This window comes from Glaciibacter kafniensis (assembly GCF_039538945.1).
GTDB lineage: Bacteria > Actinomycetota > Actinomycetes > Actinomycetales > Microbacteriaceae > Cryobacterium > Cryobacterium kafniensis.
On record NZ_BAABCN010000007.1, the window covers coordinates 284,575 to 311,302 of the forward strand.

Below are 26,728 nucleotides of genomic sequence, written 5' to 3' on the forward strand. Positions count from 1 at the left end.
TAGGACCCGTATGAGCATCGTCATTTTCGGAGGCACGGGCGAGCTTGGCCGTCGTGCCATCGCTGCGCTCCTGCTCGCGGGCGTCGATCCGAGCGAGATTCGCGCTGCTGGTCGCAATGCCGAGCGGTTGGCGGCCTTGCGCGTGCTCGGTGTCACGGCAGTTCATGTCGAGCTCAATAGCGCGAGCGATGTCGCGTCGGCGATCAAATCGGGAGACACCGTCGTGCTCATTAGCGGCGCGGACGAGAACCGATTGGAGCAGCACCTGCGTGTTGTCGAGGCTGCGAAGGCCGCAGGGGCGGAGCGAATTCTCTACACCAGCGTTGTGCGGGCTGACGACGAGCGATTCCCGCTGGTGAGCGATCACCGTTCGACAGAGATCGCGGTCAGCGAATCTGGTGTGCCTTTCATGATTCTGCGGAACGGGTGGTACATCGAGAACTACAGCCGTAATGTGATGGCCGCGGCCGAATCCGGGCAATTTGTCTCTGCAACAGGCGAAGGGCGCGTTGCCGCGGCGAGTCGCCAGGACTATGCGGATGCCCTGGCGGCAGTTGCTCTCGACGAGACGATGATCAACCGCACTTTGTCGCTCACTGGTGACACCGATTTCTCATATCCGGACCTCGCGATCGCGATGGCAAAAATCGCAGGGACCGAGATCCGGCATGTGGCGGTCAGCGAGGACGAGCTGCGCGAGCGCCTTACTCGTGATGGCTTTCCCGGCGAGGTCGCAGCATTCATTGCTGCGAACGACGCCTCGATTGCATGGGGGTTCCTTGAGCGCACGGGCGATGATCTGACGCGGCTGATTGGCCGTCCCACGGCTGACCTCGTCACTGCACTGCGCTGATCTGTACTGAGAACGGGCCGCCTCGATGATGATCGAGGCGGCCCGTTCGCCATTGCCGGCTGAGCTGCAATCGGAGTCACACGTCGGCCGATGGCAGCTCGGCCTTCAGCGTGACGGTTTGCTCGCGACACGCGCCAAGGAATCGGTGGTGGGGTATTGCCAACGAAGAAGTCCGGCTGGCACGCCCGCAAGTTCGGACACAAAGTCGTGGCTCAGCTCGCCGCGTCGACTCGCTTCGACGGCAGCATTCTGAATGCGCAGCTCGCGTTCGCCGGTAAGCCGTGCAGCGCGAGCTTCGTGATTAATGCCGGGCGATTTGCGCTGGTTTGGTCCCCAGCGACCATGGGGCTGCGGCTCTGTCGGAGCCGCTCGAAGCACGCTCTCTGCCCAACTGCGTGTTCGGGAGACGTCGCGCTTGAGCTGGCGGACGAGGTGCTCTGAGCCTTGGAAGCGCTGCTGTAGCCGGAGCAGCACGTGCAGGCGAACGACGAGTTCGAGGCCGTACAGATCGCCGTCGAAGTCGATGATGTGAGCTTCCAAGAGGCGCACTCCCGTGCCGGGCGCGTAATACGTGGGACGGACCCCGATTGATACGGCTGCGGCGTACGTCACGCCATCGATCTCGGTTGTTGCGGCCCACACTCCGTCTGGCACAACGTCGTCGGGACTGACGGAAATGTTCGCGGTCGGGAAGTTCAGCAGGCGACCGCGCTGGTCTCCTGGGATCACCTCACCTGCGATGGTGATTATGTCGTCGACGTGCACGTGTCTCTCCTCGGCCTTGCCATCAAATTCTCTGGATATCAGCGAGGGGCCGTACGGGCCAAGGCATCCTCGCCATGCTTTCCGTTATTCGAACGAACTGAATCGATTATACAGCACCATTCTCGAATGGGTCCGGGTGGGGTGCATTAACTTTGCTTCGATGCGCGCTGGGCACGATGGGGTGCGAGTGCGCTACTATTTTGAGTAACGGTGTTCAGTGTGTCGATAATCGAACACGTGCAATGGTTTCAGTGACGGAGTGGTCGCATGATGCGGATCCTCCAGGAAGTGGGTGATCCCTTGGGATTGTCGCAATTACAGCCGCGCGACGTACTGCGCGAAGCGTGGGGTGCCACCGAAGACGGTCGCAACCTTGATCGGCTCGACGATTTCTACGCGGACGATTTTGTCCGGCACTGTGGCCGCGACTGGACGCGCGAGGAATTCAAAGTGCTCATGCAGGAGCTGCAATCGGGTTTTCCCGACCTGAAGTACGAGACCGCCACTCTGCTGCAGGATGGCGATCAGATTGCATACCGATGGGTCGCGACCGGAACCCACTTGGGCGTCTACCTGGGAGCACTTCCGACCAACCGGACGGTGGCGTTTTCTGGCATCACGATCAGCCGAGTCGATGAGGGCCGCATTGTCGAGGACTGGGCCTCCTGGAATGAGGTCAGCTTGCTGCACGAGTTGGGAATCCTTCCCATCGACCGAGCGCCTGGGGGAGTGCGATGAGCGACGCCATGACCGAGCAGAGCGAGAAAGAGCGGCTGGGCGAACTGGTTCGCGGCGTGCATCGCAAATTCCCATCCGGAGTGACGGCGGTGACGGTGACGTCACCGGATGGAACGCCGCGGGGGCTTGCTGTGAACGCCTTCTCGAGCGTTTCGCTCGATCCGCCCTTGCTCATGGTGACGGTCAATGCCACCTCGTCGACGTACCCGTGGTTGTTCGCTGCGGATCATCTCGCGGTGAACATCATTGCATCGGCTCAGACGAAGGTCATTCGCCGATTTGCCCAATCAGGTGGCGACAAGTTCGCCGAGATCGCCTGGCATCCCGGAATCACGGGCAGTCCCGTCATCGACGGCGTGGCCGGCCACTTCGAGATCGCGGTGCGGTACAAGATTCCGGCATACACCCACACGATATTCATTGGTGAGGTCGTCGCGGCGGAATACTCGGACGACCCGGCCCTGATTTATCTGGGCGGTGCCTTCTATGAAGGCGACAAGCTGACACCGACCGATTTCTGATCCAACCTCGCCTCATTACAGCAACGATCCAACCGACGCACACCAGAGAAAACGAGACCTTTGACGATGCATAAGTCCCAAGATATTTCGCACTGGTTCGCCCAGATTCACGGGGATGCGACCCCCATTCCGACGAGAGAGCGACTCGACGGGTCGATTAACGCGGACGTCGCGATTGTCGGCGCCGGATACACCGGGTTGTGGACCGCATACGAACTCCTTCGCGCTCGACCTGAGCTGCGCGTCGTGGTTCTGGAAGCGAAGTTCGCTGGATATGGGCCGTCTGGGCGCAATGGAGGAGCGGCAATCGCTCAGCTGAACGGTTCGCGCGAATTCTGGGCCAAGAAGGGCGGGGGTCGTGAGGCCGCCGTGCGCATGGAGCGGGCTGTACAACAGGGGGTTGACCATATTGGCGACGCCGTGCAGCGGGAGGGCTTCGATTGCAGCTACGCCAAGAATGGTGTCTTGATGGTCGCTCGCAGTGCTCTCGAAATGCGCGGGTGGCAGGAGAGCATCGCGGCCGACCGCGCATGGGGGTTCGAGGAGGAGGACACTCGCCTGATCGGGCGTGACGAATTGCAGAGTCGGGTGTCGATCAAGAATGGCTTGGGTGCGAAGTTCAACGCACACTGCGCCAGCATTGATCCTGCACGGCTCGTTGTCGGGCTGGCGGCCGCCGTCGAGAGACTTGGCGGCACGATTTATGAAGACACCCGGGTGAACCGGATTGAGCAGGGGCGCGCTGTCACCGGGAACGGCACAGTCAATGCGCAATACGTTGTGCGGGCGACGGAGGCTTACTCCGGCTGGCTCGAGGGCCACAAGCGCTCAATCGTCCCTGTTCACACAACCATGATCGCAACGGAACCCATCCCCGATGAGCTGTGGAAGCTGATCGGATGGGACCGACGCGAGGCGGTTCTCGCCGAGCACCCCTTCTTGCACCTTCAGCACACGTCCGATCACCGGATCACCATTGGCGGGGATGATCCTCGCGTGCCCTATCTGTCCGGCTCGAAGACGTCAACGGATGATCATCCGGAACAGCGTCTGCAGGATCACCTGCGCGGCCAGCTGGTGAAGCTATTCCCTGAACTGGCTGAGGTGGGAATCGACCACGCATGGTCCGGTGTTTTCGGAGCGCCGCGCGACTGGGCGCCTTCGGTCGGGCTTGACCGCCAGACTGGACTCGCGTGGGCGGGCGGTTACGTCGGTGAAGGCGTCGTCGCATCGAACATGGCAGGCCGCACGCTGCGCGATCTGATTCTCAATGACGACACCGAGATGACGCGGCTGCCATGGGTACGCAAGCCCGGTCGCAAATGGGAGCCGGAGCCGATCCGCACCGTCGGAGCGCAGGTGATCTTCCGAGGACGACTCTGGGGGGAACGCGCCGAGGAGCGCAGTGGTCGCCCCTCGAAACTGCTTGCGCTCTCCAACCGGGTGGCGGGCTTCACCGGGCACCTCGGATAGGCCGGCAGCTTCGCATGCAGTTCACTTCTCAGGGTGGCGAAGCAGTAGCGGTCGTGACGGAACCGAGTATCGCGATTGTGGGGAGCGGTCCAGCCGGCTGTTACCTTGCCCAGGCGCTGCGCAAGCTGATGCCCACAGCAGAATTGGTCGTGATCGATCGGCTGCCGAGCCCATACGGCCTGTTGCGTTCGGGAGTGGCTGCCGATCATCAGGGCACCAAAGCTGTTTCGCGTCAATTTGATCGGTTGTTCGAACGCGACGGCGTGCATTTTGTCGGCAACCTCGAGGTTGGGGGCGATCTCCCGCTGGCACAGTTGCGTTCCGTGTTTGACGTCGTGGTGTTGGCCAGCGGTCTGGCCCACGACCTCACGCTCGACATCGAGGGGAGTGATCGACCCGGTGTGCTTGGCTCGGGTGCGCTCACTCGCATGTTGAACTCCCACCCCGACGCGGAACTCGAGCTGGCGTCGGGCGGATCGCACGTTGTGGTGGTCGGCGCGGGGAACGTTGCAATAGATGTGGCCCGTCTACTCGCCAAGTCGCGCGCAGACTTCGCCGGTTCAGACATCGATGACCAGTTCCGAGATGCTTTCGCGGGAGATGTGCGTCGGGTCGATCTGCTTGGCCGATCCGCGGCTGTCAATTCGAAGTTCGATCTCGCTATGCTGCGTGAGTTGGGCGAACTGGATGGGGTCGCTGTCGAATTCCACGACAGTCCCGCATCCGGTGCTGTCGCGGTGGATGCGGAGAGCGCCGCCAAGCGCGAGTTGCTCATCGACCTCGCCTCCCGTCCGATCGCACATCCGCGCGTCACAATTGCCTTCCGGTTTGGTGTTCGACCGGTGCGCATCGTGGGTAACCCCCGGGTCAGCGGCGTCGTGGTGGTTGATGAGACCGGCCGTGAAAGTGAGATCTCCGCAAACCTCGTTGTCTCGGCAATTGGCTACGGGCAGAATCCGGTGGATCCGCTGACCCTGGAACTTGGGGTGCTCGGCGCGTCCGCCGACGAGCATGGCCGACTCCTGGTCGGGCTCTACTGTGCAGGCTGGCTCCGCACGGGGCCGCGTGGCACGATTCCTACTCATCGTGCGCGCGCGAAAGACCTTGCGCAAGTGATTCTGAATGATGCATTGGAGCGGGAGCCGCGGGGCGAGGGCGGATTCGCAGCCTTGCAGCGGCTCGCGGCGAAACGCCACATCGAATGGTCGGACTGGAAGCAGATCGACGAGCACGAGCGGAGGTCCGCCGCCACGGACCGGGTGCGCCAGAAGGTGCGCGCAAGCGAACTCATGCTGGAGATTGCGAGGTCGGCTTCTCCCGACGCGGACGGGTAGCCGGCGGCTCATTGGCACCCGCGGGACGGTGTCATCCTTCGCTGGGATGCGCACGTGCGATGTTGTAGTGTTCTACTATTCGTACAACTAAGGTCGAATATTGGAACTTCAAGATGAGGCGACTGGCCGCTGTGGTGCACGCGACATCGTGAAAGCGAGGGTGCGGATGCCGACGGGGCTCTCGAGGTTGCTGACAGAACGTAGGGAGACAAGACATGTCCGCTCGTAGGCTGATCGTCGGCGCAGGTGCCGCTCGTTTCAACTGGCTGCCCGTGTTCGTGGCTGAGCGCACTGGCGGGTTCGCCAAGCGCGACCTCGAGATCGAGATCGTGCGCACGGGGGCCGTCGACAAAGCGACGGCGGCTGTGCTGTCTGGAGATATCGATCTCGCCATTACCCCGCCGGAGGGGGCAATCCGCAACGCGATCAACGGAGGCGGACTGCGAGTTATTGCCGGGAATACCAACGCGCTTCCGCTGACGCTCGTCGCCAGTGCCCGGTTCCCGACGATTGAATCGCTGCGTGGCGCCCGGCTGGGCACCTCCTCGTTGACCGAGGGCACGGCTCTTTACACGATGGAAATGCTCCGCGCACATGGGCTCGAGTATCCCGCTGACTATGAATTCGTCATCGCCGGCGTGCACCCTGCGCGATGGGCGGCGCTGCAGGATGGCACCATCGATGCGGCCGTGCAACCCGCACCACTCAACTTCATCGCCATCGATCAGGGATACACCGACCTGGGCGAGGTCTCCGACTATGTCCCCAGCATCGTCTTCACGGCGATGATCGTCGACGCGTTCCATGCGCAGCAGAAGGTGACCGAGATTGTCGCTTTCATGGAGGCAGTGCAGGAGGCAACAGAGTTCATCTACAACGGCACGGACGACGCATTGCTCATCGACATCCTCGCCGAGATCGGTGAGGCCGATGGTGACTACGCGCAACGCGCCGTCGACTACATGCGTTCCAAGCACGTCTTCCCGCGCACGATGGAGATACCGAACGAGGCGTTCGAGACCTCTGTACGCCTGATGGTGAAGGCGAACGTGATCACCGAGGCTGAGGCTGCTAATGCGCGTCGAGTGCTCGATTCCGTATTTCTCGATGCCATGCGGGCCGCAGGATCATCAACCGCTCGCATCGAGCGGAGCGTCTCATGACGAGCGCGATCGCAGAAACCGACCGAGTGCTGACAGGCTTGCTTGGCCAGCGCCTCGTCACGAGAGAGCGCGACGACTTCACAGCGATCGCCGCCGTCACCTACGCAGCAGACGACCTTGAGCCAGCGCTCATCGCACAGCCAGAGAGCGTGCGCGACGTGCAAGAAATCGTGCGCACGGCAGCCCGAACGGGAATCCCCTTCGCCGTGCGCGGGCGCGGGCACAGCTTCGCGAGGCACGGCACCGTCGCGGGCGGACTCGTCATGGACCTCCGGCGAATGGATGCGTGCCGGATCGACGCCGACGGACGAGTCGGCCGTGCTTCGGCGAGCACCACGACGGGCGCCTACACGATGGCGGCCGCGGCCATGCACCTGGCTACAGGTTTTGGTGATCATCCCGACGTGGGCGTTCCCGGCCTCCTCCTCGGCGGAGGGATCGGGTACCTCAGCCGTCGCGACGGGCTGACCATTGATGCCCTGATCGACGCGCAGCTTGTGCTTGCCGACGGAAGCGTGGTTCGCGCCGCGGCCAACGAAAACGAGGATCTGTTCTGGGGTCTTCGCGGTGGGGGTGGAAACTTCGGCGTCGTGACGTCTCTGTCGATGCGTCTGGAGCACACTCCGATGGTGACAGGTGGCCTCGTCGTTTTCGAGGCCAGCGGCGCGACGGTGGCGGCGCTCTTCGAGGCCGGCCTGCATGCACCGGATGCCCTCAGCCTCATGATCAATGTGACCAGGGGGCCGCGCGCACCATTCTTGCCCGAGCAGTTTCACGGCCGGCCGATTGTCACCGCGATCATGTGCCATTCGGGCAATCCTGAAGAAGCGGCAGCCGCGCTGGCCCCCGTGCGGGCTGCGGGAAAGGTCATTGTCGACAACATCAAAGTTGGTCCCTACCCGGCACTCTTCGCCTTGGCCGCCGACCAAGCAGGAACACGGACCGTGCGACGCACGGGGTTCCTTGACTCCATCTCCGAAGATGATGCGAACAGCGCGTTGGAGTTGGTGGCAGCCGCACCGACCGAGGTCGCCTTGGTGAACCTGCGGCCCATGGGCGGCGCGATTGCTCGTGTCGACACTGGCGCGACGGCCTTTGCGCACCGTGATCGCGGTGCCATCGCCACCATCCGTTCGATCGATCACGATCCGGCGAAGGTGATCGAAGGCGCAGAATGGGCCGATCGCACCGCCGCTCTGCTGCGCATCGGCGGTGCGGCGAACGTCAACTTCCTCGGCGGTGACATCGAGAATGGTGCCGCTCTTGCATATCCGCCTCAGACATTGACCCGATTGCGTGAGATCAAGTCCCGTTACGACGGCGACAATCTATTTCGATCGAACCACAACATCGGATGAGCGTCGGCATGTACCGGCTGACGAAAGAGCTCGAAGTTGGCCTTTTTCTCGACGCCGTAGGTGGTGGTGTGATTCGTGGGGTTTGAAGCGCGCCCAGCCCAGCCCCCGATTGACGTATTCGTCAGCGGGCAGACCCAATTCCGCGCTGCGTTCACTGACGAGCTGGTGGGCCATCGCATCGAGCTGAACGGACCGGACAGTCGACGAGTCACCTTGGAATTCCTTGAAAGCCACGTTCTGCGCCGAACCGTTCCTGGTGGCGTTGCCGCAGTGGAACTGCATTACGACGCCACTGCCGTGCGGCCGGGCATCTACCTGATTGACTACCTTGACCCGTCTTGGCCGATGTCAAGCGCGCTCAACTCGCACGCCCGCTTGCTCAGCTGGGTGCTCGAACTCAAGCCGGCACGCGCGACCCTCGCCGTATCTGGAATCGTCACTGCGGATCATCCAGGCCTGGGGGCGCTGCTCCGGGGGCGAACCGATCACGAGTTCTGGTCCACGGATATCGATTCGTCGCCTCACCCCCGTAGCTCGGGGCTGGTCGGCCATCGGGTGATCTGGCGCTACAGCGACACTGACGAGTACGAGCACAACTACCTCAACAGCGGCACCTTCGTTTGGCAGTGTCTGCGCGGCGTCGAACGAGGATTGAGTGAGCTTGACCCCAGCCGCGCCTACGCGATCGCCGACGGCCTCTACTTCTTCCACTGGTCCGAGGTGGATCTCGTGGTCGAGTCTGCCTTGGTGGTCGACCTTCATGCGCTGCGAACATACGGTCGCTTCTATGCGTTGGATGCTGGCGACGCCGAGCTCCGGCACCACCAGTTCGGCGCTGTCGGCGAGCTGCTCGGCGTCGCCATCTATCCGAGTGATCCTGACTACCGACCGGTGTAGGCCGAGCGATGATCTGATGTGTGCCGACCATTTGCTTGGACCACTGGGCTCGACGATATGAGCACATCTCGAACCGCAACATCTAAGAACCATGATCGATAATCGACATTGTTGATCCGAAGTTTGACACTTTCCGTCGTGCATGGGACAGTAAGAGCAGAGTTTGCACGCACCGGCGCCGACAAGCTGCGATACGCAGCCATCTTGCGAGTGCCGGTGCCTATCGGAGGGAAGCACGGATGCTAGTTGAGGATGTCCCGGTCGAGAGGGTCGACTTGCGCGGCGTCGACATCGCCTATCGTCGCAAGGGAGAGGGCCCTGCGGTTCTTTTTCTTCACGGGCTCGGATTCAGCGGTCGGTGGTGGCCACTCCACGAAAAGCTCGCCGAGCAGCACGATGTGATCGCTATCGATCTCCCGGGCTTTGGGGATTCGCCGCAGCTTGAGCGTTTGCGGGGGCTTGACGACCTCGTCTTGGTCTTGGCGGAGTTCCTCGACGCGCTCGGCATCAATGAGGTGCACCTCATCGGCCACTCGATCGGCGGCTGGGCTGCGGCAGAATTCGCCTCCTTCTATCCGGAGCGTGTGCGTTCCTTGACCCTGATCACTCCGCTTGGATTACGCGTCGAGGGCGACACGCCCGTCGACCTGTTCCGCCGCACGGCCGAGAGTCGTCTCGAGCTGTTCGTCGGAGACCGCGTTGAGGAACTGTTCCCCTCCGGCGACGCTGAAGCTCAGGAAGAACAACTGGTCCTCGACTATCTCGACCTCACCGGCTTCGGTCGTTTGGCGTGGAACCCCCGCTACGACTGGAAACTTGAGCACCGACTGGGCCGCTTCACGAAGCCGGCGCTCGTCATCGGCGCAGCGGATGACAGGATCCTTCCCGCCTCGCACCTCGCGGCCTATGCCGGACTGCTCACAGGCAGCCGAACGGCGGTCATCGCCGGGACACAGGGGCGCGCTGCCGACCATGGCATCGTCGCGCAGGAGCCGGAATCCCTGGCCGCCGAGATCACCGCTTTCATTGGAGCGAACTAATGCAGGAACTTGAGTTTTACGCCCTTGCCGACCGCACGTACCGGTGGTTTGAGCCTGCGCACGAGCGCGATTCGATCGGCATCGACGTGCCGAACTCCCAGTACGACCCGCTGCTCGGGCAACAGGTTCTGCGCGAGCTGGTCGACACGGCGCAGCGTCTCGAGCGACTGGGATTCGATGCGGTCTCGTGGTTCGAGCAGCACAACACCCCGCTCGCGCTCGTTCCCAACGCTCTGACGGCCGCGGCCTTCGTCGCAGCAAAGACGGAGGGCATCCAGATTGCACCGATCGGCCCGATCCTCAACGCCTATGCCTCGCCGATCCGCCTCGCCGAGGAGATCGCGTTGGTCGACACGCTTTCAGGCGGACGGCTCTCCGTCGGGCTGCCTATGGGTATCGGTGCTCAGTACCACTCCTACGGCACGATGAGCCCGCTCACTGCCCGGGCTCGATACCGTGAGGGCATCGCGCTACTGCACAAGCTTTGGCACGAGGACGGCCCGTTCGCCTGGGAGGGTGAGCACTTCAACATTCCCTATGTGAACCCGTGGCCCAAGCCCCTGCAGAGCCCGCACCCGGAGATCTTCATCCCCGCGGCCGGATCGCGCGAGACAATCGAGCTAGCGGCGAAGTACGACTTTGTCTACCAGACCGTTCTGACGCCGCCGGCCATCCTGCGCAAGAATATGCAGCTCTTTCGTGACATTCGCGAGGAGAACGGCTATCCCGATGACCCGAACAAGGTCGCGGCCGTACTCAATGTCTACGTCTCCGAGACGGACGAATCCGCGCGGCGTGAGTATGAGAACTACATCACATGGACAATGCAGAACATCATCAGGTTCCCGTTCCATGAGTCGTTCCCTCCCGGTCACGTCAGCGAGCCGTCCTTCCGCGCGATGCGCAAGGGCGGGTACCGCAGTTCCGATCCGAGCAATGTCGATCTCGACGGTATGTTCTCCTCAGGATTCTTCGGTTCGCCGGAGACCGTGCGTCAGGCCCTCGCGGACTACGTCGGAGAAATCGGTGCCGGCCGCGTCATCGTGACGCTGGATGCCATGATGCCGACGTGGATGCAGGACAAGTCGATGACCCTCTTCGCCGAAGACATCATCCCGGCTTTCCGCCGGCCCGACGGTCTGGCCGCGTGGCAGCGCAGGCCGAAGCCCGGATATCAGACGCACACCGAGCTGATGGCCCGCAACCCGAAGCGAGCCGGTGTTCCGCACATCAGCATGGGCGGGGACTACTTCCCGGTCAGCGGTCGCCCCGCCAACTGAACCTGTGACGCCGCCGTTGGCCGGGGAACGCCCGGCGGCGTCACAGCTGTAATTTCTGCGATTGTCATGTGCGTTGCGGACCGAGTGAATTAGAACGAACAAATCAATTGGAGTACTCATGGTTTCTGCAGGTGTAGTCCGGGCCGCGATCGTCGGCCTCGGCACGCATGGTTCCCGGATCGTGCGCTTGGGCGCCTCTGCCGGCATCAGTTTTGTTGCAGCGGCCGACCCGCGTCTCGCCGGCACCTCATTGGGCGAGACCGTGGGTACGGCGTCACTGGACGCCGTCGTCATTGCCGCCGACTTCGATGGACTGAAACTGGAGCGAGGCGACGTCGACGTCGTGATCCTCGCCCACCACGCGAACTTCGAGGAGCTCGCTGACCTTGAGATCCGCTGCGCCGAGTTGGGGGCAAACGTGGTGACGATCATCGTTGCCGGATTCGACCTCGACGCGATTCCTTCCGAGCTTCAGACCGCAGTCGATGCCGCGGCAAAGGCCAACGACGTCACCATCGTTTCCACTGGTTCGCAAGACGTCTCGTGGGGCGGATTGGTCGTTTTCGCGAGTTCGCAGGTGCGGGAGGTGAAGGAGGTGCGCCTCAGCCTGGTCATCGGCGTGGACGGATATCCCGCTGAGTTCCTGGACTACTTCGGCATTGGGCTCTCTGCAGACGAGTTCGCCGAACGAATCGCGCCGAAATTCGAAGTGGACGAATCAATCGCGGCCACCTCACTCAAGCGTGCAGCCGAAGTGCTTGGATTCACGCTCAATGAACCGAGTCGTGTGATCGTGCCTGCGGTGCTCGATGAGGCAATCTTCTCGACGACGTATGACCGGGGCTACGAGGCGGGCGAGGGCGTCGGTATCAAGGACACGACGAGCTTTCTGAGTGAAGACGGCGTTCGCTTTGTCGCCGAGATCGAGACACTGGCCGTAGCGCCTGGCGTGCGGGACTCGTGGATCGTGGCCTTTGAAGCTGACCCGATGCTGGAGATTGAGCAGCGAATTTCCGTGCCGCCGCACACTGTCGATGCGATCTTACTCAACCGCATTATCGACGTCATCGATGCTCCGGCGGGATTGATCAGCGCGCTTGACCTGCCGCAGGCCCGGTATCGTCCCCGGATCGCGCTGCGTTCCTGAGGAGTTTTCCAGAGCGCCCTGAGTGACTCAGGCGTGTGAAACGCCTGGGGCAGTGCTCAATGTTGATTGTGGCTTCGATGACAGGAACCTTCATGGCAGAGGAAAGATCACCATTCATACCCAGGAAACCACTCTGATGCCCCTGAGCGAGGCGGAGCTTCTGCTCCGGTTGCCTGACCGCCTTTTCATCGGTGGACGCTGGGTGGACGCGGAGAATTCGAACACATTCGCTGTGTTTGATCCGGCTACAGGCCAGCGGCTTGCCCGGATCGCTGATGCCTCCCCGGCCGATGGGCTGAGTGCCCTGGATGCGGCAGTGGACGCCCAGGAGGAGTGGGCGGCGACCGCTCCCCGGGTTCGCGGAGAAATTCTGAGAAGAGTATTCGAGCTGATTCAAGAACGGCGCGACGAGTTGGCGCTGCTGATCACCCTGGAGATGGGTAAGCCCCTCAGCGAAGCCCAGAGCGAGATTACGTACGGTGCTGAATTTCTGCGCTGGTTCTCGGAGGAGGCTGTCCGAATCACGGGACGGTACGGCCCGAACCCAGAAGGGACAGGGCAGATGCTTGTCTCGCAACGCCCCGTCGGACCGTGTTATCTGATCACCCCGTGGAACTTCCCGCTCGCGATGGCGACCCGCAAGATTGCTCCCGCCCTTGCGGCGGGCTGCACCGTAGTCGTCAAACCGGCCGAACTCACCCCGCTGACCACGTTGTTCGTCGCGGCGCTGTTTGCCCAGGCCGGTCTTCCGGCGGGGGTACTCAACGTGATTACCACTCTGAACTCTGCCGCAGTATCCGAGCCGATCATTGCCGATCCCCGTCTGCGCAAGCTCTCATTCACCGGTTCGACGCCCGTGGGCCGGATCCTCATGAGGCAGGCCGCAGCAAACGTACTCCGCACCTCGATGGAGCTCGGCGGCAACGCCCCTTTCCTGGTGTTCGACGACGCGGACCTCGACAAGGCTGTCGACGGCGCAGTTGCGGCGAAATTCCGCAACTCCGGCCAGGCATGCACGGCGGCGAACCGCTTCATCGTGCACTCCACGATCGCTGAGCAATTCATCTCGCGACTCGGCGCTCAGGTAGCCGACATGAGGGTCGGGCGTGGCACTGAGGCGGGCGTGACGATCGGACCTCTGATCAACGACTCCGCGGTCGAGAAAACGTCCGATCTCGTTCAGGACGCGATCTCCCGGGGCGCCAATCTCATCACCGGTGGTCATTCTGTTGACGGTCCGGGGAGTTTTTACGAGCCCACAATCCTGACCGGCGTTCCGCTGACCAGTAATATCCTCAACGAAGAGATCTTCGGGCCCGTGGTATCCATCGTCGAGTTCGACGATGAGGATGAAGCAGTCCGGCTCGCAAACAATACCGACTACGGTCTCGTGTCCTACGTTTTCACCGAGTCGCTCGCTCGAGGAGAGCGCATGATTCAGAGGTTGCAAACAGGGATGATGGGACTGAATGTGGGGGTCATCTCGAACGCTGCAGCTCCTTTCGGAGGGATCAAACAATCCGGTCTTGGACGTGAGGGCGGCGCCGAGGGAATCCACGAATACCTCGAAACCAAGTACACACTCATCCCCAATGGATAGCTCGTGCAGTGCGTCCGGTGTCGCCCGTAATGCCGAAAATCGCCGTTGCGCCAGGGGTAACTGGGCGCAACGGCGATTCTCTGTGGGAATGAAGGAAAGCTAGATGATCGCAGCCCGAAGTTCTGCTGCGGCTGCTCCGACATCGGGTGCGCCATAGATGGAGCCACCGGCAACGGCAACGGCGGCCCCCGATCGCTGAACCGACGCGATCGTCGATGCGTTGATGCCGCCGGCGACAGAGAACTTCACACCGGATGCCTCGCCGTCGCGCAGAAGCGTTGCGAAGGTGAAGCCTTCCTCGGCTTGCTCATCGAGGCCGGCGTGCATCTCGACGAAGTCGACGCCGAGTGCGACAACTTCCTGTGCGCGGCCTGCCTTGTCGGCAACGCCGATCAGGTCGACGACGATGCCCTTGCCGTGCTTCTGCGCAGCCTTGACGGCGCCGACGATGGTGCTGTTACCGGCCGAGCCGAGCACGGTGACGAGGTCGGCACCGGCCGTGAACGCGATGTCGGCTTCGAGCTCGCCCGCATCCATCGTCTTCAAGTCTGCGAGCACAATCTTGTCGGGGTGTGCGGCCTTGATCGCCGTCACGGCCGACAGCCCCGCGCTCTTGATGAGCGGTGTTCCGAGCTCCAGGATGTCGACGTGCGGCGCAGCCGCGGCGGCGAGGGCGAGGGCGTGCTCAGTGGTCAGGGTGTCCATGGCGAACTGCAGTTTCATTGTGTTCCTTCGATTTGTGATGGGTGAACGGTCATTCAAGATTTGCGTGGCGGGTCCAGAGTTCGTCGGCGCTCGCGTCGGCGCGCTGCCAGAGCGCATGGAACACGGAATCGCCGATGATGACGACGAGCTGCTCGAACAAGCCACCGGAATATTGCGCGGAGGCGGTGGCCGAGCGATCGAGTTTTCCGGCGGCTGGCACCACGACGAGTGTCGTGGCCAGGGCGGCCAGCGGGGAGGTTGCAGCGGTGGTGATGGCCGCAACGCGAGCGCCCGCGTTCACCGCCGACTGCGCCGCTCGCACGATGCCCCCGGTCGTTCCCGACCCGCTCGCGGTGAGCAGCACGTCACCGGCGCGGATCGCGGGAGCGGTGACATCGCCGACGACGTGCACGGTCAGGCCGAGGTGCATCAACCGCATCGCGGTCATTCTGAGGGCGAGCCCCGATCGGCCGGCGCCGACCACGAAGACTCGTTGGGCGCTGGCGAGGATCTCGGCCAGCTCCTCCAATTGCTGCTCGCTCTCGCTGGAAAGACGAGCGACAACTGAGCTGAGTTCCTGATCGACGAGAGTGAGGGCATCCGTAACTGAACGCGTGAGTGTGGCCATAGATCCATCGTCGAACGTGCGCGCGGCGGATGCACCCGCCCGGTGGGTGAGGACCGCCTACCCAAACGTGTAGGGCGTCAGAATTGAGTAGGTTACTGAGATGGACGCTACGAGCACATTCCCCTCGCCCGGGTCACGCAAGATGCTTCTCGATCACGCGCGCACGGTGGCCGATCTCGCGGATCGGTATGCGGTGACCCTGGAGTCGATTCTGGCGATTCTTCGTTCCGACCGCGTCGATGACCGAGGGGCACGAACGATCGCCATCGATGCCGCGACGACGGCACTGGTGGAGTTGCGGATGGAGACCGATCATCAGCGCAGCAGCATGATCGAGCCGGTGGTCGGTGCATTTGCCCGGCTGCAGAGCGATCTGCGCCCTCTCGTGCGCTTCGGCGACCTGGACGTGCAGTTCGTCGAGCCTCCGACCACCGGCCGCGCACTGCCGGGGGAGGTCGCACACGTGGCGCGGGCGATCGTGCGGAGCGCCGTGCTGGCCATCGTGGATGCCGGTGAGTCGCGACGGGTGCGCATCCAATGGGACTGCGACGGACTCAACCTGCTCATCGGAATCCGAGACGACGGCACCGGAGAGATGACCGCTCACGACGATTCGCTGCGGCCGATCGTGGAGCGGGTCTCGGCGCTGAACGGCGAGTTCAGCGTGTCGGCCACGCCCGGGTGGGGGTCGTTGCTGTCGGTCAAGATTCCGCTCGATGCGCCGGTGGAGTCTGAGGATCTGGAGGACAGCGTGCAGGTGAGTCCGCGTGAACGCGATGTGCTTCGGCTGCTCGTGTCAGGGGCGCGAAACAAGTCCATCGCCGAGCGCTTGAACATCAGCGAGAACACCGTGAAATTTCACGTCTCGAACCTGCTCCGAAAGGCGGGAGCCTCAACGCGCGCGGAACTCGTGGCGCTCGCCAGACGATAGCCGAACGGCCAATCGCCTAGCGGGGCGGCTGAGCGCGACCGAGCGTGGCCCTCGCAAACTCGGCACAGATGCGTGCCCGTGCGCTCAGCTCCATTCCGTCTGGCCAAACCAGCACAACCTGTTCGCGTGAGAACTCGGGGGAGATCGGTTTCGCGACGACCGGAAGACCCTCGTAAGTGAGGTCGATCTCGGGTTTCTGAACGAGCAAGCAGTAGCCGAGGCCGCGGCCGACGAGCGACCGGGCGAGTTCGAAATTCGTTGTGGTGTGGCGAACGAGAGGGCGGATGTTGGCGCTGGCGAGCATGTCGAGCGTGTGACGGCCACTGGGTGGAATGTTGAGCAGGATCAGGGGGTCGTCGGCCAGATCGTGCAGTGACACCGTTGGCGCATGGGCCAGCGGATGGTTCGCCGGCAGCAGCGCGTGGACCGCAGTGTCGTAGAGCGCCATCTGCTGCAGGCCAAGCTGGAGGCTGATGCGGTAGGTGATGACGAAATCGAGTCGGCCCTGCTCGAGCAACGGCATGAGCTCCTCCATCGTACCGTCTACGAAATTCAGCTGTGACTGCGGGTGCTGTGCCGAGAACTCGTCGAGCAGGGCAGGTAGCACGGTCGCCGCGAGCGTTGCGTAGCAGCCGATGTTGATCGCGCCGGCGAGCAATCCGTCGCCATGGTGGGCAGCGTGGGTGACATCATCCGCCTGCCGAAGGAGAGCCCTGGCTTTCTCAAGAAACTGCACCCCTGATGGGGTGAGGCCGATCCCCGACGAACGTTTTCGCGTGCACAATTGCACACCCAGCGCGCTCTCCAGGTCGCCGATTGCCGAGGCGATGGCGGACTGTGACACGAACATTCGAGTGGCTGCGCCGCTGAAGGTACCCGTCTCGGCGACCGCTCGAAAATACTCCAGCTGTCGAAGGGTAAATGGCGGCATCCCCTAACCATAGTTTTTCTGACTTAGTTGTCCACCATTAACCGTTTTACTTACTCAATGCGACATCCGACAATTTTGGAGTGGCGACTGGCGTCACCGTCAAACACAGGAGTCTGATGATGGACAACGCCTCTGCCCCCGTCGCCGACTGGATCGTTCCGGCCGAGATGATTCAGGACCCGTACCCGACGTATCGACGGCTGCGGGAGGAAGCGCCGGTTGCCTGGGTTCCGGCGCTCAACCGTTTTCTCGTTACGCGTTTTGGCGATTGTCTGGCGATCGAGCGGGATCAGGGGACCTTCAGCGCCAATGAGGAGTCATCGACGTCGAACATGATCCGCACGATGAAGGGGCGCTCGATGCTCAGAAAGGATGACCCTGCGCATTCCATCGACCGCGAGGCCATCCGGCCGGCCCTCTCGCCCGCCGCGATCACGGCGTCGTGGGAGCAGATTTTCGAGCGCAACGCCGAGAAGCACCTCGATGCTTTCATCAAGAAGGGCGAGTCTGGCGATGTGGCGGCAGACTTTGCGTCACCGTTTGCGTCGGACAACCTGATCGCCGTGACCGGGTTACATGGCGCTGCGCAGGAGGACATGCAGCGTTGGTCGCGCGCACTCATCGCGGGAATCGGCAATGTGCAGAGCGATGAGGATGTTTGGGCGCAGGCATCGCGCACGTCGGACGAGCTCGACAGCACCATCGACGATGCGGGCGCGTTCCTGAAGATGAACCCGGATTCCTCGATGCTGTCCGCGTTCGTCAACGCCGAGACGCCGCTGCCGGATGAGGCCATTCGAGCGAACATCAAGTTGGCGGTCTCCGGAGGGTTCAACGAACCGAGTCATGCCATCTCGAGCGCCCTCTGGGCGATGTTGACACACCCCGACCAGCTGCGCGCGGTGCGCGACCAGCGGGCATCCATGCTCGATGTCTTCACCGAGACGGTGCGGTGGATCTCGCCGGTGGGGATGTATCCGCGCACGACGACGCGGGAGGTCGAGCTCGGCGGGGTGGTGCTGCCCGCCGGTGCGCGAATCGGCGTTGTCGTGGCCTCGGCCAATCATGATGAGCGCAACTTTGAGAATGGCGGGACGTTCGATGTTTTCCGTGCCAAGCGACCGAATCTCGCTTTCGGAAGTGGAACACACTATTGCGCGGGCAGCTGGGTGGCGAAGGCACAAGTCGCCAGTGTCGCGCTTCCGGCTGTTCTCAGGCGGCTGCCCGGACTTCGCCTCGCACCCGACTCAACTTCGGGTTTCGAAGGCTGGGTGTTCAGGGGCACCAAGACGCTTCGGGTTCAGTGGGGGCGGTAGGAGCTGCGAAATCTGGTTTCTCGCTGCTGGCATCACGGATCGAGTTCTGGCGCTCGCCCGGTCGTGCCGGAACCGCTGGCGGTACTTAAGAGGGTCGCGCCGATATCTGATGCGGTTGTGTCCATCGACAGCTCTGCAGGGCCAGGCAAGTCGTTGCCGATCGAGGTAATTGCGATCTCAAGGCCTTGACATTCAAAGTCACTGGTAATTAAGATTACCAATGCGGTCGAACCAAAGTCCAAGGCGGTTTCAGATGGAAACACTGAATGGAATAACTTCAGGTCGCTTCGTGGTCTCGACTCGGACCGGCAGTCGCTACTTCCTGGATCTGGATCACCGCGTGTTCGTGCGCCTTCCTGCTATGGACATGGCGGTGGACCGGTCTCTTCGGCGTGACGGCCAGCCAACCCGGCTGGTAGCAGTGGCTTGTTGCACGGGTTGGACGTGGGATGCACCTCATTGTTGACCTCGCCGTCCCTGGCATTGATTTCACGAGTCGGCGCACTACTTCGGTTGCGGCAATAGATAGAGTCGCGAATGTCGATGGCGGAAGCGAGCTTGAGTTCTTGCTCCGCCATAAGCAGGTGACACAACAACAGCCACTAAGTTTCGATCTGACGTTGCCCGGCGAGGAGCGTGTCGCGGTCGCTGGCGACTGGCATGGCAGCTTCTCCTGGGTGCAGAAGGCAATTCCGGCGCTCCACCGGATGGCGCCTGAGGTGCGTACTATTCTGCAGCTGGGTGACTTCGGGATTTGGCGCGAGCGGGCGGGGAAGGGTTTCTCGAACGCTGTCGACTATTGGTGCCGAGTGACCGGAATCGATCGTGTTCTGGTCACACCAGGAAACCATGAGGATTGGGACCTGCTTGACGCTGCGTTTGAAACGCAGCCCGGCGAAGCCGTACAGCTAAGCAAGACAGTTTGGGTGTTGCCACGTGGCTATCGTTTCGAGCTTGCGGGCAGGTCGTTCATGTCGTTTGGCGGCGCCGCTTCGCTTGACTTCGCGCATCGAGTGGTTGGCAAGTCCTGGTGGCCGGCAGAGCTGCCCACCGAGGACGACGTCGGCCGGGCCGTTGCTGGAGGATCGACGGAGGTGCTACTAACCCATGAAACGGTCAATGGAGGCGCGGCCGAGACTGAACAGATTCTTAGCTCGAATCCGTTTGGTTGGAGCATGGAGGCGCTTGCCTATGCCGCTGAATCGCGCGCCCACGTCACGGGCGTTTGGGATGCAGTGAGCCCGGCGGTTCTCGCTCACGGGCATTTCCATGTAAAGGGTGAGATTGAGCGTCCAGACGGGCGGCGAGTGTACTCACTTGGCGCTGACAACGATTTGGGAAACCTTGCTCTGCTTAGCCTCGACGATCTTTCCTGGACATGGATTGAATTCTCATAGGCGCCTGAATCAAGGAGGGACCGATGAACAGAGCAGTCGTACTGAGGGGTGACGAGGGCGGTCTCTGGCAAGTAATTACGCAGGGTTCGGTGCACCTCTTCGACCTGGACGCCATGACCGTGCGACGAATTCCTGGCCCGGGCCAGCCAACAACAATCAATGACACAATCCGGCCGATTCGATCGATTTTGGCCTGTCGCGTTGGAAGCCCTGGCCGCTGGACGATGCACTCGGACGACCCGCTGCTTGACTATTACTGGCACATCACGTCGGACATCGTGACGATTGAACGGCTCGAGGCGAATGTGGCACCGGACATTCCCTTGATTCCTGCAGAGGATGGCATTGAAGTTTCTCCTCTCAACTCACCTTCCGAAATCGCCGACATGTGGTTTCAACACGTGGGACCGTTCCTCGGCGGCGCAGAGGTTGCGGACTTTCTGGGTGTGGCGCCGAGCGGGCTAGATGAACTGGTTAATCGGTGGCGTGTGGTTCGCGTCATCACGACGGATGGGGCGGTCCTCTATCCGATATATCAATTTGCCTCAACAGGCCCGCTCCCTGGCTTGAGTGCGATCCTGTTCACGCTCACATTGGGTTTGGATGATTGGGGGGCGGCCCTCTGGTTGAATAGAAAATCAGAGCGATTCGGTGGTGGAACCGCTGCCGACATGCTCCGAAACCGCAACGGGGGAGCGGTGCTCCTGGCGGCGAACGCTGATATTGAAGCCTGGATCGGCTTCGAAGCGATGCGCGCGAGTCGGTGGGCTCGAATCAAAGGTGAGTTCAAGTTCCTGAGCATTCAGGATGTCGCCAACGTTCTCTGCACCGATCCGGAACACGTGCTCGAGATGAACGCAAACGGCGAACTAATCGGCCTCAAGAGCAGCAAAGGAGCGCGTTTCCCCGAGTTTCAATTTGCCCTTAGTGACCACGCGGTCAGACCGACAACCTCCGAGGTTCTGAAGTTCGCCGAGTCGATCGGCTGGACGGCTGAGATCCTGATACTCCAACTCTGCACACCAACGGAGCAGTCGGAGGGTCAACGCCCCGTTGACCAATTCGATGATCTGAACGTGCTGACCGCCAACCTGAGAAAGGGGATGAGTACGGAACCATGAACGGTGACGGCCGAGCTGGCTTTTCGGCTCGGATGGAGGCTGCTGATCGTGAGCGACTGCAAGTAGGGCCCCACGGGAAGTCGAAAGCCGAAGAGAAGCTGAGCTGATGTGTCAGCGGTCCTTGCGGGTTGATGCGCGCGCCGAAGTGACGACACGCCGGTGCAGCCCGCCGGCCCGGCGGGCGGTCGGGTGCGACAGTAGGAATGTGAAAATCACTCAAATTCACTCGTACCTCTTCGAAGGTCTACAGGTATTCCCGTGTCGGGCCTGCTGGTAGCAAACGCGGACCTGAGTCGGGCGCCGGCCGAGGGAGTCCAAGATTGGATATCCTCATCCTTAATTCGCTGGCTGGACGCCCGAAAGCGGGAACACGTCGCCAAGGCTACCGCTGACCTTCTCAATGCTGATATGCATGCGAATGCCAGCAGGCGGGTGGGAGCAAAATACCCCGGGCGTCGAAGTTTTCACGGACGGTATTGGTTCTCAGGTTCTACCCAGCATGTCCAGTTCGAGTCCAGATTCGAGCAGATAGCGCTGGAAATTCTGGACTTCGACGGCGATGTCGCTGCAGTTTGCTGGCAGCCATTTGAGATAGATTTCGGGCGCAAGCTCGCACCCTTCACCCACGTTCCTGACTTCTTCGTCGTCCGCCGGGACGGCACCCAGAGTGTTCTCGACGTTCGACCCATCGAGCATCTCGGCGAACGAGCAATGCAATCTTTCCTCGCCGCAAAGGCCGTGTGTGATGCCGTGGGGTGGGACTACAACGTATTCAGCTGGGTCGACCGCACATATCGGCTGAACATCGAATGGCTCGCCGGATACCGTCACCCGCGCAATGCGCCGCCGCCTGAGTGCGAGACGAAACTCCTGAATCTCTATGCGCAGCCGCGACGAATCTGCGAGGCGGCGGCGGCGCTGCCCAATTGGAACCCACCGCTCATTACTGCCTGGAGCTATCACATGACCTGGAAGAGAACTCTCATGACCGACCTTCGAACAAAGCTCACAGAGCAGCACGTCTTCCAGGCGGCGCAAGATGCCTAGGCAAATATCGCTGGGCAGCGAGGTATCTCTCGAGGGCGTGGCGTATCTCGTCGTCGAGATTTCCAACTCGACGCTGACTCTCCGCAATCTCGAATCAGGAGGATATAGGCACGTCCACATCACCGAGCTATTCATGCTCAACCAGCTCGACACTGTCGAATCAGTGCAGATTCCTGCGGAGCACGACATCTCGACTATTGCAACGATGAACAAACAAGCCAATGCTGCTGCAGATTTCTGGCGCGAACACATCGAGGAAATGCTCCACGGAATTCCATTCTCAGCCGAGCGTGGCGCGGAACCGCGAGCGGAATACAACCCGGGGATCCACACGCTCACTCAACGGATTGAGTCGAAACGAGTTGAGCTTGCAGCTCGACCGATTTGCAAAACAATTTCGATTCGCACTCTCTGGCGTAAGCTCCACGACTATCAAGCCCTAGGGTTTGCTGGGCTTGTTGACCGTCGTGCGCTCCGGCGTGAAGGCCCGCTGAACCGAGCTGACGAACGCATCGTTGAGGCTCTTGCGGTCGCCATCGAGGATCAAACCAACCAGTCAACGGTTACTCGTGGCAAGGTCGTTTCGGACGCCAAGCGAGAGCTTCATCGGAAGTACGGGGATGAGGTCCAGCTCCCGCACTCAGCGACCGTGTATCGGTACCTTCAGACACTCACTGCGGGAAAGGAGACGTTCGGTCTCGCAACTTCTCGACGTTCACGTGCTCGGAGTCCCCACCACACCTACGGTGGAATCACAGCCTCGCGACCTGGTGAGTTCACCCAAATTGACTCAACAAAGCTTGACGTCCTCGCCCTCGACGAGCATGGCAAGGAATGCCGCGTGACTCTATCGGTGCTTATCGATGTATTCACGTGCACCATCGTTTCGTTCGTGATGATGCCTGAAGCGTTGAAGGGCGTCGATCTGGCCCTCCTGCTCGCCCGGGCGCTCGTGCCCGCACCATTTCGTCCGCACCACAGCGAGCAAATGCGAATCGCCCAATCGGGCCTCCCCACTGGGCATCTGCTTTCACTCGATGAACGCTACGCGGACGCTCTCGCGATGCCCTACATCGTTCCAGAGACAATCACTACGGACAATGGGAAGGACTATCTTTCGAAGACCTTCACCTCGGGTTGTTTCAAACTTGGAATCGGTCTCCTGGAATCGGCGCCGTATACCCCCTCTGACAAGGGAAAAATGGAACGAACCTTCGGGATTATCAATAGCCTTTTTACACAGTATCTCAGTGGTTATGTGGGGAACTCTCCCGGCAACAGAGGTCACCAGATTGAGAAGCAACTCCTGTATCCCATCCTCACTCTGCAGGAAATCTTCGAAGAATGGGTCGTGCGTGTCTGGCAGAATCGGCCGCACGGCGGACTTCGCGACCCACTTTTCCCATCGTTGAAGTTGACTCCGAATCAGATGTACACGGCATCAATCGGAGTAGCACCGACGTTTGCACTACCTATTTCAGAAAGTGACTATATCGAGCTTCTTCCATCCGCTACGCGCACAATCCAGCGAGATGGAGTACACATCGGAAATCGCACATACGATTCCGAACTGTTGCACCCTTATCGCGAAACGAAGTCTCCAAGAAAATCATTAGGCGGGAAATGGGAGACGCGATACGACCCATATAGTCCGGCGGTCATATGGGTTCGCAACTACGCAAACTCCACGTGGATGGAATGCAGCTGGAAAAAAGTCAGCGCATTCGATGCGCCCTTCTTCACCGAGAACTGGCAAGCTGCGCGTGCAATCGCGCGAGCACAAGGTCAGGGCGGTCGCGTTGACCATGTTGCCGAACTCTACAAGATTCTTGAGAAACGTGACCCCGAACTCAAGAGGGCAGAAGGAAAGAAGGGTCGCAAAAAGACGGCGGACAAACTCATTGAGCGTGACTACCTCCCCCGCCCGGCGGCCAAGGCCGCCACGCCGAAGCGCGACGAACTCAGCGATCTGCCGTATATCGACCGGACAATCAAAAAAACTGGATCAAAACCCGCCGGAATCTGGAATCGAGACGAGTCGATCTAGTGAAGCTCCTTGACGTCTCCCCGGCCGAATCGCTCACCAGCCTCGCTGGTCTCGAACGATACTTGATGCGCGCATCGGAGAAGCCGCCTACATTCAGCCCATCGGAATACCTGTGTCTTTCTGAAAAGGAGAAGGAGGCGCACGACGACGCCCGCATTCTCTTCCTCAACCGTGAACTCACGGTGGACACGCCCGCAATCATGGCCGCCCGAATCGATGTTCGGCGACTTCTGCGAGCAAATTTCGGAAAGCCGTCCGGAAGGCATGGGCTAGTGCTCAGCGGCCCGTCGCGCGCAGGCAAGACGCACACCGCGCTTGCAATCCTTCGGGCGACGATGAACCGGAACCGGACCGAATATCCCGATCACCAGTCGTTCGGACGAATACCATTGGTCTTCATCGACGTTCCTCCTGCAGCAACACCAAAGTCGATGATGCATCAGTTCTGCGACTTTCTCGGCATGCCGCGCGGCCCGCGGTACACGCTTGAGGAACTCACCTACATGGCTACTCAAACGATGCTTCGCGGGTGCACCACTCTCGTTGTCGTCGATGAAATACACAATCTCAGCACGAGTTCAGCTATCACTATTGAAGCGAGACGTGCCTTGAAGGACCTCTCTAACGTACTCCCCGCAACGTTCATCTACAGCGGTGTGAACGTCGAAACAAGCGGGCTGCTTTCCGGAGATGAAGGAATGCAAGTTGCCGGCCGGTTCACCTTGAGACGGATACTGCCGTACTCGTTCGGGAGTATCGAAGCCCGGGACAGCTGGGCATCGACCGTCGAAGCATTCGAAAGCGGTCTGGGTCTCATGAACGGCGGGGAGCATTCTCTCACCGGCCAGGAGGAATACCTCTTTAGCAGGACCAACGGTTCCATCGGCTCACTTGGGTATCTCTTGAGGTCCGCAGCAATCGAACTTATTCTCTCGGATGCGATTCATGAACAAGGAGGCGAGAGAATTACCCGCGCGCTTCTAGATTCGATTCCCCTCGATATCGCCGCCGAGCGCGGTGCCGGCTCCGACGACTAGTTCCTGACTATGGCCTCCACCAAGCTCCCAATTCGAGTGAGGGTTCGTCATCTTGAAACGGCGGACAGCTTCTACGCCAGACTGAGCCAGGCCAACTCGATTGCGTTTCTTCAGCCGGCTCGCCTCAATCAAAGTACTTTGAGAATTGGCGATGATGTCGTACCGGCGCGGCTATTCGAAAGCAGGGTCGAGTCGCTAGGCGGTCTTCCTCCCGGATGGTTTGAGTCACGCCGACAGGGAGCCGCTCCAGCTTGCGCTGTTGATGAATGCCGTTGCGCCGGGCTTCTCGGCGAGAGATTCTTCCTATGCAAACTCTGTGCCGCCGGTGAGAGCATCATGCAGTATCCGCACGTCGGCGGCTATGTTTGTCGGCGGCATGAGCGTTGGGTCGGTCCAGGTGTCGACGTCAACGATCAATTGCCGGTTGGCGACTATCCGAGCCTTCGTAGAGCCAGCCGAACGTTGGACGTGCTTAAGAAGTTGCCGCACTTTGACGTTTACCAGCTCGTGGCTGTATGGGCCCTCGCGAACCGCTGGGCGCGCGTCGGGCGAAATGTTGAGAGGCTCCCGCTTGCCGCTCATCCGTCCTTTGACAGATCGCTGCACACTGAGGCGGCAACGTTTCCGGTCGTGGTCGCTATCCTCAAGAAGATCCTCTCGGGGCGATTTCTCTCGCGTCTTCTATACCCGCGCATCTCGCGAGCTGGTGCACTCGTGCTCCTCGACGAAGTTCTCCTCCCGGAAGTAGGTGGCTCGGTTGCCGACTTGACTGAGGAAGTGCTCGTTTGGCTGCGTCCCACATACTTTCGCGTTGCAATGTCCACCAGAAAGGATCCAGAAGGGAAACAGAGTACGTCCTATCCGGTCGAAAGTGTGTGGCAACATGACCTCAAGCTTGAGGAGATTGATTACAGCACCTGGCCCAAGCGTCGCTTTGGAATAGCGCCGGGATTCCCCGGGTTCAGCACCACTGATTCTCCCCTCGACATCGCCCCTAGCTACTTGAAAACCCCGACTCCGTTCACCTCCACGCTCTTGCTGGACGTCGAGAGTGATTTGCGGATGGAGTTCTGGTGGCACGGCGGTGGCAAACCTTTCGAGCTACTCAGAAGCGGAGATGAGGAGCCGTGCACTTGGATTTGTGCGAGCGGTCACGTCACGACGTCCGTCTGTGCGACCAAGGTGAACCGTGGTAGAGCGGTCTGTGCATTTTGCGTTGGAAAACGCCCCATCGTCGGCCTCAGGGACATAGCGGCGACTCACCCCTCTATGGCAATTTTCTGGCACCCTACTCGCAACGGAAGGCGCGAGCTTCGCACTGTGTCGGCTGGCTCAGCATTCGTCGCGTGGTGGCGATGTCCGAACGGTCACGAGTTCCAACGGCCAATTTGTCAGTTCC

At 61.1% G+C, this 26,728-nt stretch carries 24 protein-coding genes; 20 read left to right on the top strand and 4 right to left on the bottom strand.

Features of this window, described 5'->3' with window-relative positions; translation table 11 throughout:
* Positions 1-10 precede the first annotated feature (10 nt).
* Entirely contained in the window at positions 11-853 is an 843-nt protein-coding gene (locus tag ABD791_RS12890; protein ID WP_345067249.1) for an NAD(P)H-binding protein, read from the top strand.
* A 105-nt stretch (positions 854-958) separates the two neighbouring features.
* Here ABD791_RS12890 and ABD791_RS12895 read toward each other — a convergent pair whose 3' ends face one another.
* Positions 959-1,618: a riboflavin kinase gene (locus ABD791_RS12895; protein WP_345067252.1), complete on the bottom strand. Its 660-nt coding sequence runs from the start codon at positions 1,616-1,618 to the stop codon at positions 959-961.
* Between the two features lie 267 nt (positions 1,619-1,885).
* Here ABD791_RS12895 and ABD791_RS12900 point away from each other — a divergent pair, with 267 nt between their 5' ends.
* The 11 genes from ABD791_RS12900 to ABD791_RS12950 all read left to right on the top strand — a co-directional run bounded on the left by ABD791_RS12900 (position 1,886) and on the right by ABD791_RS12950 (position 14,169).
* Positions 1,886-2,356: an ester cyclase gene (locus ABD791_RS12900; protein ID WP_345067254.1), complete on the top strand. Its 471-nt coding sequence runs from the start codon at positions 1,886-1,888 to the stop codon at positions 2,354-2,356.
* Positions 2,353-2,877, top strand: coding sequence for a flavin reductase family protein (locus ABD791_RS12905; RefSeq protein WP_345067256.1), 525 nt, complete (start codon positions 2,353-2,355; stop codon positions 2,875-2,877). The genes ABD791_RS12900 and ABD791_RS12905 overlap by 4 nt, the downstream gene beginning before the upstream one ends.
* A gap of 66 nt (positions 2,878-2,943) precedes the next feature.
* Positions 2,944-4,350 (top strand): NAD(P)/FAD-dependent oxidoreductase, encoded by a 1,407-nt coding sequence (locus ABD791_RS12910; protein ID WP_345067259.1) that lies wholly within the window; start codon positions 2,944-2,946, stop codon positions 4,348-4,350.
* 53 nt (positions 4,351-4,403) lie between these two features.
* Complete coding sequence (locus tag ABD791_RS12915; RefSeq protein WP_345067262.1) at positions 4,404-5,684, top strand: FAD-dependent oxidoreductase; 1,281 nt, start codon at positions 4,404-4,406, stop codon at positions 5,682-5,684.
* Positions 5,685-5,899: 215 nt separating this feature from the next.
* On the top strand, positions 5,900-6,847 hold the full coding sequence (locus ABD791_RS12920; protein ID WP_345067265.1) for an ABC transporter substrate-binding protein: 948 nt from the start codon (positions 5,900-5,902) through the stop codon (positions 6,845-6,847).
* Complete coding sequence (locus ABD791_RS12925; protein WP_345067268.1) at positions 6,844-8,205, top strand: FAD-binding oxidoreductase; 1,362 nt, start codon at positions 6,844-6,846, stop codon at positions 8,203-8,205. The genes ABD791_RS12920 and ABD791_RS12925 overlap by 4 nt, the downstream gene beginning before the upstream one ends.
* A 75-nt stretch (positions 8,206-8,280) precedes the next feature.
* Positions 8,281-9,102 (top strand): MoaF C-terminal domain-containing protein, encoded by an 822-nt coding sequence (locus tag ABD791_RS12930; protein WP_345067271.1) that lies wholly within the window; start codon positions 8,281-8,283, stop codon positions 9,100-9,102.
* A gap of 239 nt (positions 9,103-9,341) precedes the next feature.
* On the top strand, positions 9,342-10,142 hold the full coding sequence (locus ABD791_RS12935) for an alpha/beta fold hydrolase (RefSeq protein WP_345067273.1): 801 nt from the start codon (positions 9,342-9,344) through the stop codon (positions 10,140-10,142).
* A complete protein-coding gene (locus ABD791_RS12940; protein WP_345067276.1) occupies positions 10,142-11,422 on the top strand; it encodes an LLM class flavin-dependent oxidoreductase in 1,281 nt (426 codons plus the stop codon). Before ABD791_RS12935 ends, ABD791_RS12940 begins: the two co-directional genes overlap by 1 nt.
* 118 nt (positions 11,423-11,540) lie before the next feature.
* On the top strand, positions 11,541-12,569 hold the full coding sequence (locus ABD791_RS12945) for a hypothetical protein (RefSeq protein WP_345067279.1): 1,029 nt from the start codon (positions 11,541-11,543) through the stop codon (positions 12,567-12,569).
* A 136-nt stretch (positions 12,570-12,705) separates the two neighbouring features.
* Positions 12,706-14,169 (top strand): NAD-dependent succinate-semialdehyde dehydrogenase, encoded by a 1,464-nt coding sequence (locus tag ABD791_RS12950; RefSeq protein WP_345067282.1) that lies wholly within the window; start codon positions 12,706-12,708, stop codon positions 14,167-14,169.
* Between the two features lie 99 nt (positions 14,170-14,268).
* Here the strand turns inward: ABD791_RS12950 and hxlA are convergent, their stop codons facing one another.
* Both hxlA and hxlB read right to left on the bottom strand, forming a co-directional pair.
* The gene (gene hxlA / locus ABD791_RS12955; RefSeq protein WP_345067285.1) at positions 14,269-14,892 is read right to left on the bottom strand and encodes a 3-hexulose-6-phosphate synthase; all 624 of its coding nucleotides are present in this window, start codon (positions 14,890-14,892) and stop codon (positions 14,269-14,271) included.
* Between the two features lie 31 nt (positions 14,893-14,923).
* A complete protein-coding gene (hxlB, locus tag ABD791_RS12960) occupies positions 14,924-15,502 on the bottom strand; it encodes a 6-phospho-3-hexuloisomerase (RefSeq protein WP_345067288.1) in 579 nt (192 codons plus the stop codon).
* Between the two features lie 100 nt (positions 15,503-15,602).
* Here hxlB and ABD791_RS12965 point away from each other — a divergent pair, with 100 nt between their 5' ends.
* The gene (locus tag ABD791_RS12965) at positions 15,603-16,433 is read left to right on the top strand and encodes a helix-turn-helix transcriptional regulator (RefSeq protein ID WP_345067290.1); all 831 of its coding nucleotides are present in this window, start codon (positions 15,603-15,605) and stop codon (positions 16,431-16,433) included.
* A gap of 16 nt (positions 16,434-16,449) precedes the next feature.
* On the opposite strand, the gene ABD791_RS12970 is transcribed toward ABD791_RS12965, so the two are convergent.
* Complete coding sequence (locus ABD791_RS12970; protein WP_345067292.1) at positions 16,450-17,364, bottom strand: LysR family transcriptional regulator; 915 nt, start codon at positions 17,362-17,364, stop codon at positions 16,450-16,452.
* Positions 17,365-17,480: 116 nt separating this feature from the next.
* On the opposite strand from ABD791_RS12970, the gene ABD791_RS12975 reads away from it, so the two are divergent.
* The 7 genes from ABD791_RS12975 to ABD791_RS13005 form a co-directional block, all read left to right on the top strand.
* Positions 17,481-18,680, top strand: a complete 1,200-nt coding sequence (locus ABD791_RS12975; protein WP_345067295.1) for a cytochrome P450 — start codon at positions 17,481-17,483, stop codon at positions 18,678-18,680.
* Between the two features lie 449 nt (positions 18,681-19,129).
* Positions 19,130-20,077 carry a metallophosphoesterase gene (locus ABD791_RS12980; RefSeq protein ID WP_345067298.1) on the top strand — a complete coding sequence of 316 codons (948 nt, stop codon included), beginning with the start codon at positions 19,130-19,132 and terminating at the stop codon, positions 20,075-20,077.
* 23 nt (positions 20,078-20,100) lie between these two features.
* Complete coding sequence (locus ABD791_RS12985; RefSeq protein WP_345067301.1) at positions 20,101-21,198, top strand: hypothetical protein; 1,098 nt, start codon at positions 20,101-20,103, stop codon at positions 21,196-21,198.
* A 258-nt stretch (positions 21,199-21,456) separates the two neighbouring features.
* The gene (locus ABD791_RS12990; RefSeq protein WP_345067303.1) at positions 21,457-22,245 is read left to right on the top strand and encodes a TnsA-like heteromeric transposase endonuclease subunit; all 789 of its coding nucleotides are present in this window, start codon (positions 21,457-21,459) and stop codon (positions 22,243-22,245) included.
* A 37-nt stretch (positions 22,246-22,282) separates the two neighbouring features.
* Positions 22,283-24,292: a Mu transposase C-terminal domain-containing protein gene (locus tag ABD791_RS12995; protein ID WP_345067305.1), complete on the top strand. Its 2,010-nt coding sequence runs from the start codon at positions 22,283-22,285 to the stop codon at positions 24,290-24,292.
* A complete protein-coding gene (locus ABD791_RS13000) occupies positions 24,292-25,329 on the top strand; it encodes an AAA family ATPase (protein WP_345067308.1) in 1,038 nt (345 codons plus the stop codon). The genes ABD791_RS12995 and ABD791_RS13000 overlap by 1 nt, the downstream gene beginning before the upstream one ends.
* Positions 25,330-25,338: 9 nt before the next feature.
* Positions 25,339-26,728 (top strand): zinc-ribbon domain-containing protein (locus tag ABD791_RS13005; RefSeq protein ID WP_345067310.1); only part of this gene is annotated, 1,390 nt, incomplete at its 3' end.